At 67.8% G+C, this 14,710-nt stretch carries 6 protein-coding genes; 4 read left to right on the top strand and 2 right to left on the bottom strand.

Translation table 11 applies throughout. The features are described from left to right. The first annotated feature begins 129 nt into the window (after window positions 1–129). Window positions 130–3,525, top strand: coding sequence for a C40 family peptidase (locus ABD978_RS28865; RefSeq protein ID WP_345361450.1), 3,396 nt, complete (start codon window positions 130–132; stop codon window positions 3,523–3,525). Window positions 3,526–3,699: 174 nt separating this feature from the next. Beyond that, on the top strand, window positions 3,700–4,167 hold the full coding sequence (locus ABD978_RS28860) for a hypothetical protein (protein WP_345361447.1): 468 nt from the start codon (window positions 3,700–3,702) through the stop codon (window positions 4,165–4,167). Between the two features lie 147 nt (window positions 4,168–4,314). Here the strand turns inward: ABD978_RS28860 and ABD978_RS28855 are convergent, their stop codons facing one another. Both ABD978_RS28855 and ABD978_RS28850 read right to left on the bottom strand, forming a co-directional pair. Then, window positions 4,315–8,352, bottom strand: coding sequence for a hypothetical protein (locus tag ABD978_RS28855; RefSeq protein WP_345361444.1), 4,038 nt, complete (start codon window positions 8,350–8,352; stop codon window positions 4,315–4,317). Further along, on the bottom strand, window positions 8,337–10,778 hold the full coding sequence (locus ABD978_RS28850; protein WP_345361441.1) for an ATP-binding protein: 2,442 nt from the start codon (window positions 10,776–10,778) through the stop codon (window positions 8,337–8,339). Before ABD978_RS28850 ends, ABD978_RS28855 begins: the two co-directional genes overlap by 16 nt. Window positions 10,779–11,006: 228 nt before the next feature. Between ABD978_RS28850 and ABD978_RS28845 the strand changes: the two genes are divergently transcribed. Together ABD978_RS28845 and ABD978_RS28840 are read left to right on the top strand one after the other, a co-directional pair. Then, the gene (locus tag ABD978_RS28845) at window positions 11,007–13,013 is read left to right on the top strand and encodes a CpaE/TadZ family protein (RefSeq protein WP_345361438.1); all 2,007 of its coding nucleotides are present in this window, start codon (window positions 11,007–11,009) and stop codon (window positions 13,011–13,013) included. A 51-nt stretch (window positions 13,014–13,064) separates the two neighbouring features. Further along, window positions 13,065–14,705, top strand: coding sequence for a hypothetical protein (locus tag ABD978_RS28840; RefSeq protein ID WP_345361435.1), 1,641 nt, complete (start codon window positions 13,065–13,067; stop codon window positions 14,703–14,705). Window positions 14,706–14,710 lie beyond the last annotated feature (5 nt).

Here is a 14,710-nt window from a genome sequence, read left to right as displayed (position 1 = left end):
CCACCGGCGCGAGCCAAGGACCTCATCAAAGACAACGCTCCCTCCGGCGGCGGAAGCGGCGGACCGCCGAGTACGGAACCGGAGTTCGGCGGAGGCGAGAGCGGCTCCGGCGGCGGGAGCGCGAACCCGATGCGCAACCCGGCGGGACCGAACGTCCCCAAGCCGCCGGGCGGCTCCGCGGGCGAGGGCGGCGGAGCCGCGAAGGGGCTCGCGCAGAAGGCCGGCGGGCTGGGATCGAAGGCGGGCGGGGCGGCGAACCGCATGCCGCGCATGCCGGAGGGCGACAACCTCAAGGAGAAGGGCGCCAACGCTGCGGGGCAGGTGGCCGATCAGGCCGCCCGCAAGTACGCCAACTCGATGGGCGTCCCGGACAAGGCGTACGACCTCGGCAAGAAGGCGCTCGCTTCAAAGCCCGGCCAGGCGCTGATGAACAAGACGCCGGGCGGAAAGCTGCTGAACAAGACCCGCCTCGGGAGGTCGTTCAAGGACGGCTTCATGGGCGACGCGGACAAGAAGAAGGGGAAGAAGGGCGGCGGCAAGGGCAACCAGAAGGGAGATGCGCCCGGGTCGGGCTCCGGTTCGGGCGGCAAGGGCAAGGTCCTCGTCGCCGGTAGTGCCGGCATGCTTCCCATCGTCCTGCTCCTGCTGCTCCCCATGGCCCTGGGCGCGGCCTCAGACAAGGACGCGCCGGGCCAACCGGACAACCGGTCGAACACCCTGGTCGCCAAGTACTTCCCCAACAAGTGGCAGCAGGTACTGGAACAGGCCGCCGACCGCGCGGCGGCCGGGGGTGCCCCTGACTACGCCACCGTGCCCTGGACGGTCCTGGCCGGCATCGTCGCGACCCAGACGGACTTCGCGCGCTACAGCCCGTACGACAGCACCGACCGCGATCCGGGGCGTACGGCCCCGGAGATCGCGCAGACCGGCGGATCCGGGAGCGGGGACGACATCACGGGGGGCAACACGGTAGGCGCGGGGCCCGAAGCGATCAAGGGGGTCACCGGAGCCGGCGAGTCGAAGCCGATCGCGTCCGGTCACCCCGGCCCGCCCGCCGGCGACCTCAGCCACCAACTCGGCTGGTTCATGTGGGCCATGCGCATGCACGAGTCGACTAACAACTACAAGGCGGGACGCAGGGAGGCCGCCTGCGGCGCATATCAGTACATGCCCCTCACCTGGAACAAGTACGGCGGCTATGCCACCGCCTGCGACGCACCGCCGAGCATCCAGGACAAGCGGGCGAAGAGCGACTTCATCACCTCCTGGAACAAGTGGCACATGTGGCAGTCGGTGGCGATCAAACACTTCACCGGCTCGGATGTATGGGCGAAGACACCGAGCAAGTGGGATGAATGCCCGGCGGCCTGTGCGGCGAACGGAGGTGGCATCAACCCCACGGGGTGGGCCTACGTCGACGACGTGATGAAGAAGATGGCCGAGGCCGCCAAGAAGTACCCCGACACCGGGGCGCAGCCGGCCGCGTACTGGTCGGGTGGCAGCACGGCACGGTCGGCGGACATGGGTCCCCACTCCGCCACATCCTCCATCAGCCGCTCGAACGCGGCCGCGGCGGATCTGCGGGCCGTCACCGCCGCCGACCTGTACGCGGCGGATGCCGCCGATCGGACGGACAGCGGTGAGGGAGTGCTGGCCGACGGCTGCGCGGTGAACAACCCCAGCCCGCCCATCGGCGGTAAGGACACCCAGGGATCCGGGCCGTACCTCATCACTCCGAGCGCGGCCGACGACATGCGGAAGAGCTTCCTCGACCCGCAGAATCCGTGCAACTCCTCGCTTTACGTCGCCCGCAAGCTCAGCGAGGCGGCGAAAAAAGTGCACAGCGACCCCTCCAGCCCTCGATGGCTGGCCGACGGGTCGGCGAATGACCAGGCCAACGCCCGTAAGTACTGGAGCAAGGCCATCGAGGTCTCAGGCCTCTTCGTGGAGCGCACCGCACAGCCGGACGCGCCGTGCGCCCTGCCGCCGCAGGATTCCAAGAAGCCCTGGTCGGCCGACCTCAAGATCATCTGGATCTGGCATTGCCAGGTCACCCGCATGCCGAAGCTGTACCTGGTCACCGGCGGCCAGTCCGTGAACAAGAAGTTCACCTACACCGTCGAGGAAGACCGGTCTGCCGCGGAACAGACCCTCATCAACGAGGCGATAGAAGTCAGCTACGCCGCCAGTAAGTGGAAGACCGACAAGTGCGACGACAAGTCGAAGGACCGCCAGGGCATCTTCCCGATGACGCCGCAGGAGGCCGCCAAGGCCGGAGTCGCCGACCGGTGTGACGATGAGAAGAACATCGAGGGTGCCGCGAAGCTCGTGCTCCCCGGCGAGGCGGTTCCCCCGGAGAAACGGGACAAGAAGAAGGGCGACTTCCAGCCGATGGTCGGCGGTTGGCAGTCGCTGAGCATCGCGATGGGCCAGGATCTCGACATTTTCTCGGTCATCGGCCCGAGCACATCGCTCGTCGCGTCCGACGCGTGCACGAAGGTGATGACCACGTTCCTCAAAAAGGTCGCACCGCTCGCGACGGAGTTCGCGACGCTGAAGAAGGCGCCCGACGAGAAGGACCTGGACGCCTGGCGGCAGAAGCTGGCCACCCTCGAGACCACGAACCAGATCGCCGATCCGGGGGCCGACCCCGCGTGCATGGTCGGATCCTGGTCACCGGGGTTCAACGGCGAACTCGCCGACCTCGCCACCAGTCTGGCGGGCGCAGACGCGGCCCTCGCGGACAACCTGACCGGCCTGGGCAACTACTACCAGGCCGCGGACGCCGCCGTGAAGGCGACGGACCCGGTGGTGGGTCAGGACCCGCTGGTCATCCCCCGGCTGGCACCACGCCCGCTCAAAGAGATCCAGGCACCGACCGCCGCGGACGCGACGCAGGCATGGGCGAACCTCGGCACGTCGGACGGTACGACGCTGCCTCTCTCCCAGGTCGCCATCGACTACGCGTGGTTCTTCGGCGGCGTCATCAGCCCGTTCAACAGTGCCGGCAAACGTATCGGTTCGCTCGCGGACGGATCCGCCGGTAACGGGTCGACGACGGGGGGCGCGCCCGGCGGAGGGCCGGCGACCCTCGGTGACCTGAACGGGCCACTCGGCGAGCGCATCGTCGCCTGGGCCAGCAAGTGGATCGGGCTGCCGTACCAGTTCGGCGGCGGAGACGCCCACGGGCCCACCGTCGGCACCAACTCGAACGGCAGCGGCAAGCCCGGCTTCGACTGTTCCGGCCTCACGCTGTACGCGGTGTACAACGCGACCGGCGGACAGGTGAGCCTTGCGCACTACGTCCCCACGCAGTGGGAGAACTCGCACGTCCACCGCGTCTCCTACAGCGAGCTACAGCCGGGCGACCTCATCGCGATGCACGGCTGGGGCCACGTGGGCATCTACATCGGCGGTGGAAAGATGATTCACGCTCCGCATACCGGTGACGTCGTCAAAATCTCTGACATCACGAGCGGGTGGTATCGGGACGTGTTCATCACCGGAGGGCGGGTGACCCTGTGAATGCCAGGACCTTCTGGACCGACTGGATCGATGCCAGCAAGGTGTGAAATAATCCCCATCACGCTACAAAGAAGAGCCATCCGGGTCCCCGGTGGCGTCAATTGAGGTGACGCACAAGGGGGCCGGACGACGATTCCAGCCCTCGCGCACCGTGAACAAGAAGGAAGTGTTGACATGCGCAAGGGCAAGAACCTTATTCTCCTCATCGTCGGCGCTATCGCTGCCATCGCCCTGGCGGTGGCGGTGGCGGTGATGGTGTCTCGCGGCTCCGATGGCTCCGGTGGCCCCGAGCACGGTCACCAGAACGCGGCGCAGCAGAAGTACGACCAGTACACGTTCTCCGGAATCGACAACTCGCCTTATCAGCGGGAACTGCTCAGGTGGACGGCCAAGCACTCCCAGGGTGAGGTCCCCATCACCATCACGCTGGTTCAGCAGGAGAAGGCGGGCCCCTCCGATCCCGACTGGGACCCCACGGGAACAACCGGCACCTACTACGGCACCCAGACCGGCAAGAAGATCACGTTCCAGTACGAGGGTGGCACGGTCAACGGCACGATCGGGCCCGACCATCACCTGCGGCTGGACCACGACTTGGTCCGCCAGACGAGGAACCTGACGCCCGAGCCCGACTCTCAGTGACCGTGGCGAGCTACAGGTGGCCCACACGAACCGACCGAAGAACAAGCGGGTTCCTGAAGGACCCGCTGAAACCTGACCGGCCTCCACCCGCTACGGGAGGAGGCCGGTTGCACGTCCGCCCCTATGGATCACCGCGGGGCGTAGGTGTCACGTGTTGATGTGCAGCTCTTCGTACATCGCGTCCAGGAGCTCCCGCATTCTGGGGTGGTTGGACGACGACGTGCGCGGGCTCAAAGCCACGCTCGCTGCTTGCCGTTCGATCTCCCGCTCGATGTCCTCGACCTTCCTGAGCAGAAGGAAGTTGTCGATCTCCTCGCCGTTCGCCTGCTCTGCGAGCTTCTTCTTGAGATCCTCGAGGGCGGCATTCGCCGTCCCCGCGCTGCCGGCGTTGGAGGGCATCCGGGATATCGCGCCGACGAGCCTTTCCATCTCCTGACGCCTCTCTTCCTGCCGGGTCTGCAGATCGGCGTTGAACTGTTCGATCTCCCGTTTGACCGCGTCGAGGTCGTCCATGTCGGTGGCCGGATCGTTCGCCGTGGCCCAGACCTTCCAGGCCGTGCGTGCTGACGAAGAGGCGTCGAAGGTGTCCTGGGCGAGCTTGGTGAGCTCATCGATGTCCTGGGCGCGGGAGCGGCACAGGTCGTTCAGGTCGGCGAGCCTCTTACGGAGATCCGCCGGGTCGTAGGAGGCACTGTTCCGGTGCAGCGCCTCGATCTTCAGCACGACGCTTCTCATCGCGTCGATGTTCTGGTCCAGCTCGACCTGAACGTCCTGGGCCGTTCCGGCCCGGCCGCTCGGCAGCACGACCTTGATGTTCTTGTAGTCGCTGATATCGTCGCGCGCGGCCGTCATCACCTCTACCGCATTGAGGTTGTGCGTGGTGATCCTTTGGTCCTGGACCCATTCCCGGCTGGCCCGAACGGCGGCGTCTTCCGACCGACGGGGTCGGATGTAGAAATTCGAGAGTTCTTCATCCTGTGCGCCATTGAAGAACGCAACCGCCCGCTCCCGGCCTTCGGGGGTACGCGTGTCGATACCCTTCATGGCGGTCAACATGTTGACCGCCTCACCCTCATTGTTGATGGCGCCGCGTTCCCGCATGTGGGCGTACTGCCGCGCGATGTAGTCATCGTCGCTCTCGCCCGGTCGCTGCTCAAGCGTACGACGATCGAGAAGATTGACGGGATGCGCCAGCGCTTCCAGGGGGGCGCCCTGGTCGAATCTGCGCTCCCCCGTGTGCGGGTCGAAGGACACGAGTTTGGGCAGCCACAAGCCATGGTTGCCGAGCATGATCTGATCCCGAGCGAGGCCGGTTTTATTGACCAGTTCGTCCAGCGCTCGCTCCTTTTCCGCGTCGTTGGCGAACCCCTTGAACGCGGTGTTGATACCCGATGCGCTCCCGCCGCCCCACTGGCGGGCACGTGCCGCGTTGACTCCATCAACGACGTATTCGGTGGTCAGAGTCCGCTTTTCCTCTTTGTCATTGACCCTGATGATGTTGCGATGATGGATGTCGGCCTGCCGCTTGGCCATATGCGAGTTCTTCGCCGTGACGACGCCGGCGGCAGCCCCCGGCTTGAGGCTGCCGTCCGTCCCGTTCTCGATCAGGCTGGCCAGGCGAGCCGCGTCCTTCAACCGCCCGTTGGCGTGCTGCGCCGTCTTGCCGAGGGCCGCGGCACCTGCGGCCGTCATCGCCCCCATCGCACCCAGTGCGGCGACCGCAGGCAGCACCGCGGCTCCGGCCACTGTCGCCGCGGGTAGCATCGCGGTCGCCGCGACGCCGGAGGCGGCAATGGCCGCGTACGCCGCCGCGCGCTGCGCGGGCGAACCGGACTTGGCCTTGCGGATCAGATCGTTCCTCTTACGGAGAACGGCCGCCCGTGCTGCCCCGTACTTGTCCTTCGTCCACCCCGCGACCGGATCCACCACCGCCCTTTTCCCAGCGGCCTTGAGCTTGTTGCCCACCGCACGGGTCGCCTTGTTGCTGAGCATCCGGCGCTGCAGTGACCGTTCGTCCAGCGCGCCCAGCCGCTTGTTACCGACGCCGATCCGGCCGAGCCCTCTGGAGATGCGGTCGGCCGCGCCCCGGTTCAGGTCCTTGTCGCCCGTGGCCTTCAGCATCGCCGCGCCGGCGAAGCCCAGCGCACCGGTCATCTTGGAGAGGTCCCCGAGCCCGAGCCACTTGGCGCCCTTCTTGAACAGCAAGAGCGCGAGCAGGGGGGTGCTGCCTTCCAGCACCTGCTCGAAGAAGTTGGGTGTGGAGTTGGAACCGATGGAGGCCTGAACCACCGAATAGGACAGGTCGATGAGATCGGTCAGGAACGCCATCGCCAGAGTGAAGACGGCCTTCGCCCCCGCGGTGGCCCCCGTGGCCTTCAGGGCTTTCTTCCCCGATTCCATTCCCGCTGCCGTAAGGATCAAAGACAGCGGCAGGATCATGCAGAGAGCGGCCAGTGCCACGCTCGTCAGCGTCAGGCCGATCGCCATCGGGCCGAGGACGAACAGGAAGACGATGGCGACGATGATGGACAGCAACCCCTGGGTGATGCGTTCGGCCTGGTTCGCGCCGAGCCAGCCGCTGACGAAGTCCCAGTCGGCCCGGCAGGCCCGGGCGGTATCGGCATTCTCGGACGCGACGCAGTCACCGAGCTTGTCGTTCAACTCGTCACTGCCGTTGAAGTAGAACGTGTTGATCTTGTACGCGCCGGTGATCAGGTCCGCCATGAAGTTGCCCATGCCCGTGGCCGCGTCTTGGCCGTAGAGCTGGGTGCAGCCGTCGGCCTTGCCGGACATATTGTTGGCTTTGTCCCACTGCGGGATGGTGTTATGGCTCTCTCCCCCGTTTTTGCTCATGCAGGCGCCCCAGGCGACCATGATGACCTGCTCATTGCTGGTGGGCGAGATGAAAAATCCTCGCTTTATGCCCTGTGTCGTTGTGCCCGGCTTGAGCCCCGTCGACAGGTCGTAGGCTTCCAGCTTTTTATCGAGGTCGACATCGGAGTTAGCCTCGAGATCGCGGCAGGCCGCGTGAGCGGGGCTGGGGTAATCCTTGGTCCCGTCGCCGAACTGGGCGGCGACCCAGGACCGGACCATCGTGATCTCCCAGATCTTACTGACCTGCTGCATCCCCCCGACGCCGTCGCTCATTTCGGTGTTGTCGTTGTCGATGCCGTATTTGTCGTAAAGCGCTTTGTCGAGCTTCACGCAGGTCACGTTTCCGGCCGTCGCGGGATCGCTGTCGTAGAACGCCGACGCGCTGTTGGTCCCCAGGTCTGTCAGGGTGGTCAGTGATCTCGACATCTGGCCGAACCAGCCCTGCACCGATTTGGCCATCCACGGCACGGTGTACTTCGCCGTCGGATCGTTCACGTGCTGAGCGGACTGGTCGCCGATGAAGAAGATCATGCCGGTGGCCGTCAGGAACACCATCAGCAGCCGCATCGCGGACGCCGGGCCATTCTTCCCACCGTTCCAGCGTTTGATCACCGCTGTCAGGACGAACAGCCAGACCGGGATGAGGAACCACGACGCCCACATCGAGATGTCGTGGACGGCGGTGTTGATTCCCGGCGCCGCCCAGCACACCATGTCGAAGGTGTAGCCGAAGCCCATGAGCGTGCCGATCAGCCGCCAGACCAGGCCGGCCCCCATGAACAGCAGACCGGCGATCATCGAGACGAAGAGCCGGGTCTTCATGATCCAGGCGTTGTCCACGGTGAACAGGCCGAAGGACGTCCACCGGTTCAGCGGCAGGAAGTCTCTTTTCTCGTCGTACTTCGAACAGACGCCGGTGGTGTCGACGCCGTCGACATGCGGGCGCGAACCTGCCGCGAGCACCTGACCGTTCACGTCGGAGGCGACGGAGGCCACCGTCACCGAACCGGCCGATGTTCCCGTGGTCGTACTCGCCGAAGCCGTGGGCGAGCCGGACGACGCCGCGACGGTCGTGGACTCGCGCGAGTGTCCCCCGAGTCCGAAACCGTTATTGGACAGCAGCGCCAGGCCGCAGAAAACCGTGACGACGAAGAACCACGCCAGCAACTGGAACCCGCGGTGCGGCCCGGAACGCGCCTTCTCGGCGGCGCCACCCGGCTTCCCGGAGCGCGGCTTCGCGGCGGCGCCCCGCGTCCGGCGCGACGGTCCGGACCGCGGTCGTTCGGCACGCGAGCTCAGCCGACGAGCCATGAATCGGTTCCCCCCTCGGTCGCCGCGGCGGCCGCTGCCGCGTCCTGTTCGGCGCGCTCCACCGCGTCCCGCTCCAGGCGCCGCTGCTCGCGCTTGCGGCGGTCCAGCGGGTTCGTGCTGTACGCCGCCGCGGCGTCCGGCGGTGTGGGGCCGAGCACGACCTGCGCGTGCTGGCCCGCCAGATCACGGAAGATGCCGCGGGCCCAGCGGGCGGGCCGGTCGCCCTCCGGCGGCAGCGGGCCGAACTCGCGGATCTCCGCCAGCCGCTGCGGGGTGGGACGCAGTCCGCACAGCCGTACGGCCGTCTCCGCCTCCTTCTTCTCGTTCAGCTTCAGCACCATCACGCGGCTGAGGTAGGACTCCAGGTCCTTGGTGACCACGTCGGCGATCCGCTGGGTGAGGAAGACCGGGAGGATGTTGAGGGACCGGCCCTCACGGGAGATCCGCTGCAGTGACGCCAGTCCCTCGGGCTGGGACAGGAAGGTCCACGCCTCGTCGACGATCAGCACGCCGGCCCGGTTGGCGATGAGGATCTCCAGTGACGCCCGGATCACCAGGCGTACGGCGGCCAGCGCGATCCGTTCGGAGACGGAGTACTCGCTCGCGGTCTTGCCCTCAGGGAGGCCGAGATCACGGTCGAAGTCGACGAGGGTGAGCCGCTGCGTCGTCATGTCGAGTCTCGGCAGCGGTTTGAGCGCGACGCCCAGGGAGAACATGCTGGACGCCTCCATCTGCTGCTCGATGAGGCCGCGCAACCGGTCGGCGTCCTCCCCCGGGATGTACTGCAGCGCCTCCCACACGCACCGCGCCCCGTTGAGCGCCCCGCGCTTCAGCCCCGAACCCAGCGCCAGCCGCTCCTGCAGTGTCAGGCCGTCCCGGAAGTCGTCCAGGGCGGACAGGATGTGCACGTTGGCGATCTCCGCGGCGATGGTCGGCGGCGCGTACCGGAACGGGTCGAAGGCACCGGGGGTCTCCTCCAGCGCCGACATCGAGATCCGCCCGCTCGGCACGCCGAGGGTGTTCGCGTAGTCGACCATGCCGTACAGCGAGTCGCCGCCCTTGGGGTTGACGAAGATGGCCGGAAGGCCGTTCAACGCGGACTGGACGGCGATGGACTGGGCGAAGAACGTCTTTCCGCTACCGGGGTCGCCGAAGATCCCGAACACCGGCGGCAGGTTCTTCTTCGGGGCACCGAGCGGGTCGATGAAGAAGGGCGTGCCGTCCGGGTCGATGACGCCGCCGAACACTCCCGCCTCGTCCCCCAGCCGGGAGAACGACTGCAGACCGGCGTGCGAGACCATCGGCACGTTGACGTCCTGGAGGAAGGGATTGACCCGTACGGACGAGCACGGCAGCGTCTCCTCCAGTGCCTGGATCTGCCGGTGCTCCAGGGCCTTCATCTGGATCCCGTAGGTCTGGTTCAGGAACTCCAGGTAGGTCTCGGTCTCCTCGGTGACCTCGCGTGCCATGATGAAGCTGCAGTTCGCCAGCATCGGCTGGTTGGACCCCGCGAGGTAGTCCTCGATCTCCTTGGCCTGCTGGAAGGTCTCGGAGAGCTCCACCTTCTCCAGGTCCTGGGTCTTCTGCTCCTCCTCCATGTTGGCGATGATCCGCCGCTGCGCCCGGCGGGCCCGCGCTCGCGTCAGGTTCGCGGGTTCGAGCTCGGCGCGGATCGAGATGACGTGGGGCGCGTCACCGGGATGGCTGATCGCGTCCATCGCCCACTGCGCCTGCGGGGAGGGCATCACCGGCTGGTCGAAGCGCATGATGGCGGCCATCTCCAGCTCGCCGACGCCGTTCACCACAAGGCGGGTCGGCAGTTCCTCGATCACCGCGTCGGGCCCGTTCCCGAGGTTGTACCAGGCCTCGAGCTGGTCCAGTTCCTGCCGGGTCGGGATCTGCGCGTCGCTCCGGTCGAAGATCGCCCTGACGAGCTCGATGTCCTTCTGGTAGGTGTCGAGCTTCGGCACGTCCTCGCTGATGGTCTCCTTGAGCAGCTCGGTCATGCTCTTCAGGACCGAGCCGCGGTTCGCCGTGCTCTTGGTCGCCTTGTCCAGCAACGACGAACGGAGCTGAACGCCGACGAGGAGCACACGCCTGGGCGCCAGGAAGCCGAACGCACCAGCCTGGTAGGCGCGCAGGTCGTCGGTGTTCTCCTTCGGCGGGACGACCAGGTCGTCCCAGCTGATCGACACCACGTGGATGTTCCGGTTGCTCGACAGGGTCGCCAGGCCGCCGATGGGCTGCCGCGAGGTGTTGCCCAGGTCGCCGAGTAGCTGGGCGAACGGCGATGCCAGCGACAACTGCTGTTCCGGGTCCTCCCACTTCATGGGCGACAACGGCAGCGCGCGGTACATCCAGACCTCGCCGTTGTAGCCGACGTAGATGCCGTCAGTGGTCCGCCACGCGTACGGGGTCGTCCACATCGTGCCGGTATCGGCATCCGACCGGCCTGCCCGGCTGGTCCCGGTCAGTCGCTGAAAGGTCCCTTTGAGGCTGGGCATTCGGGGTCATCTCCCGGATCGTACGAAGCTCTCTGCCAGACAGTCCGGCAACTACCACTGGCGGCAGCCGCCGGTATCCGCACAGTCCGATTCATAGGCCTAGTTCGGTCGCCTGACCGATGATCAAAGCACCAAACTGAGGACACTGTGATGGCTACCGCACCGACCGTCGTCGTGGCGGGGGACACCGGCATCGGGCGGAAACTACGGGAGACCCGGAAGTTCGCCGCGGTGTTCGACGTCGCCTCCGCGAAGGAGCTTCGTCATCTCTCCAGGCGGGGAGAGGTCGCCGCACCGGCGGCGTTCATGTTCGCGCCCGGGTTCGTCGAGGACGTCAGAGGCGCGGGCGTGGAGGTTCTGGCGAACAGCCTCGCGAGCAACGGGTTCACCGTCCTCGTCCACAACTATTTCGCGGAACGCGGCGACTCCTTCAACGACGCGGTGAAGGTCACCGAGCGCCAGGTGAGGATGTCGCAGTTGCTGGCGGCCCTCGGTTCCGTGGACGGCGGGCCGGAGCCGGACCCGGGGTCCCCTCCTCGGCAGGAACCGGCGTCCCGCCCTCAGCCCGAACCGGCGTCCCGCCCTCGGCCGGAACCGGCGTCCCAACCTCGACCCGAACCGGCGCCGCGCCCTCGGCCGGAACCGGCGCGGCAGGCCGAGCCCGCACCGCCCGCGAACGCCGCGCGACAGGCGACTCCGCCCGCGCCGCGGACGTCCGCTCCCCCGGCGCCGTCCCAGCCGTCCACGCAGGCCCAGGTGTGGCCCCCGCAGTCGCAGCCGCAGACGGGATGGCCCACCCGCGTAGACACGCCACCCTCCCCTCAGCCGGCCCCGCAGGCGCAGACCGGATGGCCCACCCACGTGGACACGCCACCGTCCCCCCAGGCGGCTCCGCAGCCGCAGACCGGATGGCCTACACCCGTAGAGACACCGCCCTCCCCTCAGCCGGCCCCGCAGGCGCAGACGGGATGGCCCACCCACGTGGACACGCCACCCTCCCCTCAGCCGGCCCCGCAGGCGCAGACCGGATGGCCCACCCACGTGGACACGCCACCCTCCCCTCAGCCGGCCCCGCAGGCGCAGACCGGATGGCCCACCCACGTGGACACGCCACCCTCCCCTCAGCCGGCCCCGCAGGCGCCCACGATGGCGCCGGCTCCGTCCGACACGTCTTGGCCTGCCGTACCTCAGCCGACCTCGGCTGCCGCCCCTCACGGAGGCGTCCCGCCACAGGCGAACGGGTGGACCCGTCCGCAGCCGGGGAACGTGCCGCCGGCGGCCGCACCCACGGCCACCAAACGTGGCCGCGTCATCGCGGTCGCCTCCGCGAAGGGCGGGGTGGGCAAGACCAGCGTGACCGTGAACCTGGCCATCCACGCGAGCCGGATCCTGCAGTCCGTGGGCCGTGGCGACTCGGTGGTGCTCGTGGACACCAATTTCCAGCAGGCGGACGTCGCACGTTTTCTGAACGTCAAATCACCGACGGTACTCGACCTTCTCAAAACGTCCAGCGGCTTTTCATCCGAGACCATTCGGAATCAGATCGCCCACGTCCCACAGCTCGGCCTCTACGCTCTACTCGGGCCGCCCGATGCCATCAACGCCGATCCTTCGCTGGTGAACTCATTGCCGTATCAGCGGATCATCAACGCGCTGCGCAAGACGTTCGACTTCGTGTTCATCGATACGCCGGTGGCCGAGGTCTACCACACCACCTTCTCCGATCTGATCCTTCCCGCCGCCGACGCCATCCTCGTTCCGGTCGAGCCCAGTCGTGTCACCTTGGAGTCGGTCCAGTCCTGGCTTCGGGCGATCACCATGCCCAGGCACTCCCGGGGAGGCGGCGTTCCCCCGGAGAAGTTGTCGCTGCTCCTCAACCGGGCCCGGGCCGACGTCGACTGCAGTCCGGAGGACGTCATGGACCTGCTGCCGGGCTGGCGTTTCGTGGGAATGATCCCGGAAGATCACGAATGGATGCGAGCAGCGAACAATTACCAACCGATCGCACTCCGCGCGGACCCGGCACTGGACACCGCCTTCCGCAGCATCCTGCAGGTCCTCACCGAAGACCCGATCTTCGGAACCGCACCGATTCAATCGTCGGCGAAGACCGTGTCGAGCCGGTTCAAGAAGATCCTGGGCCTGAGCTCCGACTGATCAGTTACTTACCGCCGACGACGCATTTCTCTTGGAAGGACCCCGACAACCATGGCATCTTCACAAGGTGACTCCAGCGGAGTCGACTTCTGGACCACCCTGGGCATCGGTGAGGACGGCTCCGACTCGCTCGACGCGGAAGAATCGCAGGGCGAGTCCGGGAACGGCAAGAAGGCCGCTTCCCAGCGAGGTGAATCGGCGGACGACACGTCCGAGAAGGCCCCCGGATCCGGAAAGGTCGCGGTCGCCGAACGACCGGCGTCGGCGAAGCAGAAGCGGTCCAAGCGGAAGGGCCCTGCGAAGCGGACGGAGGTCAACCCGGAGGCGACGGTGCGGGAGGGCCAGGCCGAGTGGGCCGCGATGTTCTCGTCCTGGAATCCGTCGGCCGGAAACGTCTCGTCCGAGCAGGGCGCCGCCAAGGAGGACGCCGCCGAGCAGACCACCGCCGAGCCCGTCCCACCGGCCCAACAGGCCCCACAGGCGGCACTGGCGGCGCCCGCGGCGCCGCAGGCCCCACCGGCTCCGGCGGCTCCACCGGCTCCGGCGGCCGCAGCGGCCAGGCCGGCGGCTACGGCGGCCCCGAACCCACCGGCGCCCACGGGACCGCCCGCCCCCACGGGACCGCCCGCACGGGAAGCCGCGGCGCGGCCCGAGCCGGAGTCGGCGCCCGATCCCCGAGCGACACCGATCAAGCCTCCCCACAGGTCGCCACAGGCCGAGTCGGCGGTCGGGCACCGGCGAGCCGACGCGGTGCCGGCGGAAGCTCCGGCGGACCTGGCCGCGGCGCCGGAATCGAAGACTCCGCACGCGTCGACGCAGGACTCACCGTCCGAGGATCGCCCCGCGCCGGCCCCGCAGCGCCGTCCCCGCAGCCATGAGGAGGCGGCCACACCGGTCAGATACGAGTCGCCGGCGTCGATGCGGGTGACGCAGCCCGTCCAGGCGGCCGAATCGAGCCGTTCGGTGCAGCAGGTGTCGCCCGAGTACGCGCCGGGTCCGTCCACCTCGCCGCAGAACTCCCTGGTGGCGCACGCCCAGGCGCCGGCACCCCAGTCGGGGGCACTGGTGGGCTCGCTGCTGCACGGCTGGCGCGACCTCGCGGAGCTGTGGCGCGACGAGCGCGTCCACGAGGTGCACATCCGCGGCACCCAGGTGATGATCGCCGGCACCCTCGGTGTCTACCAGATGCCCGACTTCAGCAGCCTGAGCGCCGCTCACGACGCCGTCCAGGCCATGGCGCAGGCGGGGGCCCGGGTCAGCCGCGTCGGTGACTCGATCATCATCGCCCGACGGCATCGGGTGAGCCCGAGCCCGGCCTCGCTCATCACGGCCGGCGTCCTCAGCGAAGAGCAGGTCTCCCAGGTCCGTACGGCGCTCGAGCAGTTGCGGTCGGTGACCCTGACCGGCCCGGCCGCCCCGGTCGTCATGCGCTCACTCGCCTCGCTGATACCGGCGGGCAGCCGTGTCTTCGAAGGACCGTACGGGGTGCTGCCGACCGGGTGCGTCACCACCGCGAGCCCGCTGGACGCCGACTACGTCATCGGGGTACGCCCGGGAGCGCTGGTCGAGAAGATGGCCGCGGCGGGCCAGATCGGCGCGCTGATCGCCAACCCCGAGACGCGGTTCATGCCGACGGTGGAGCTGATGGTGTCCGGACGGTCGGCCGCGCTGGGGAAGGTCACGGCCCGCTGATCGTC

The sequence above is a fragment of the Actinoallomurus liliacearum genome (assembly GCF_039542035.1).
In the GTDB taxonomy this organism is placed as follows: Bacteria; Actinomycetota; Actinomycetes; order Streptosporangiales; family Streptosporangiaceae; genus Actinoallomurus; species Actinoallomurus liliacearum.
This window is presented reverse-complemented; position numbering and strand designations above follow the sequence as displayed.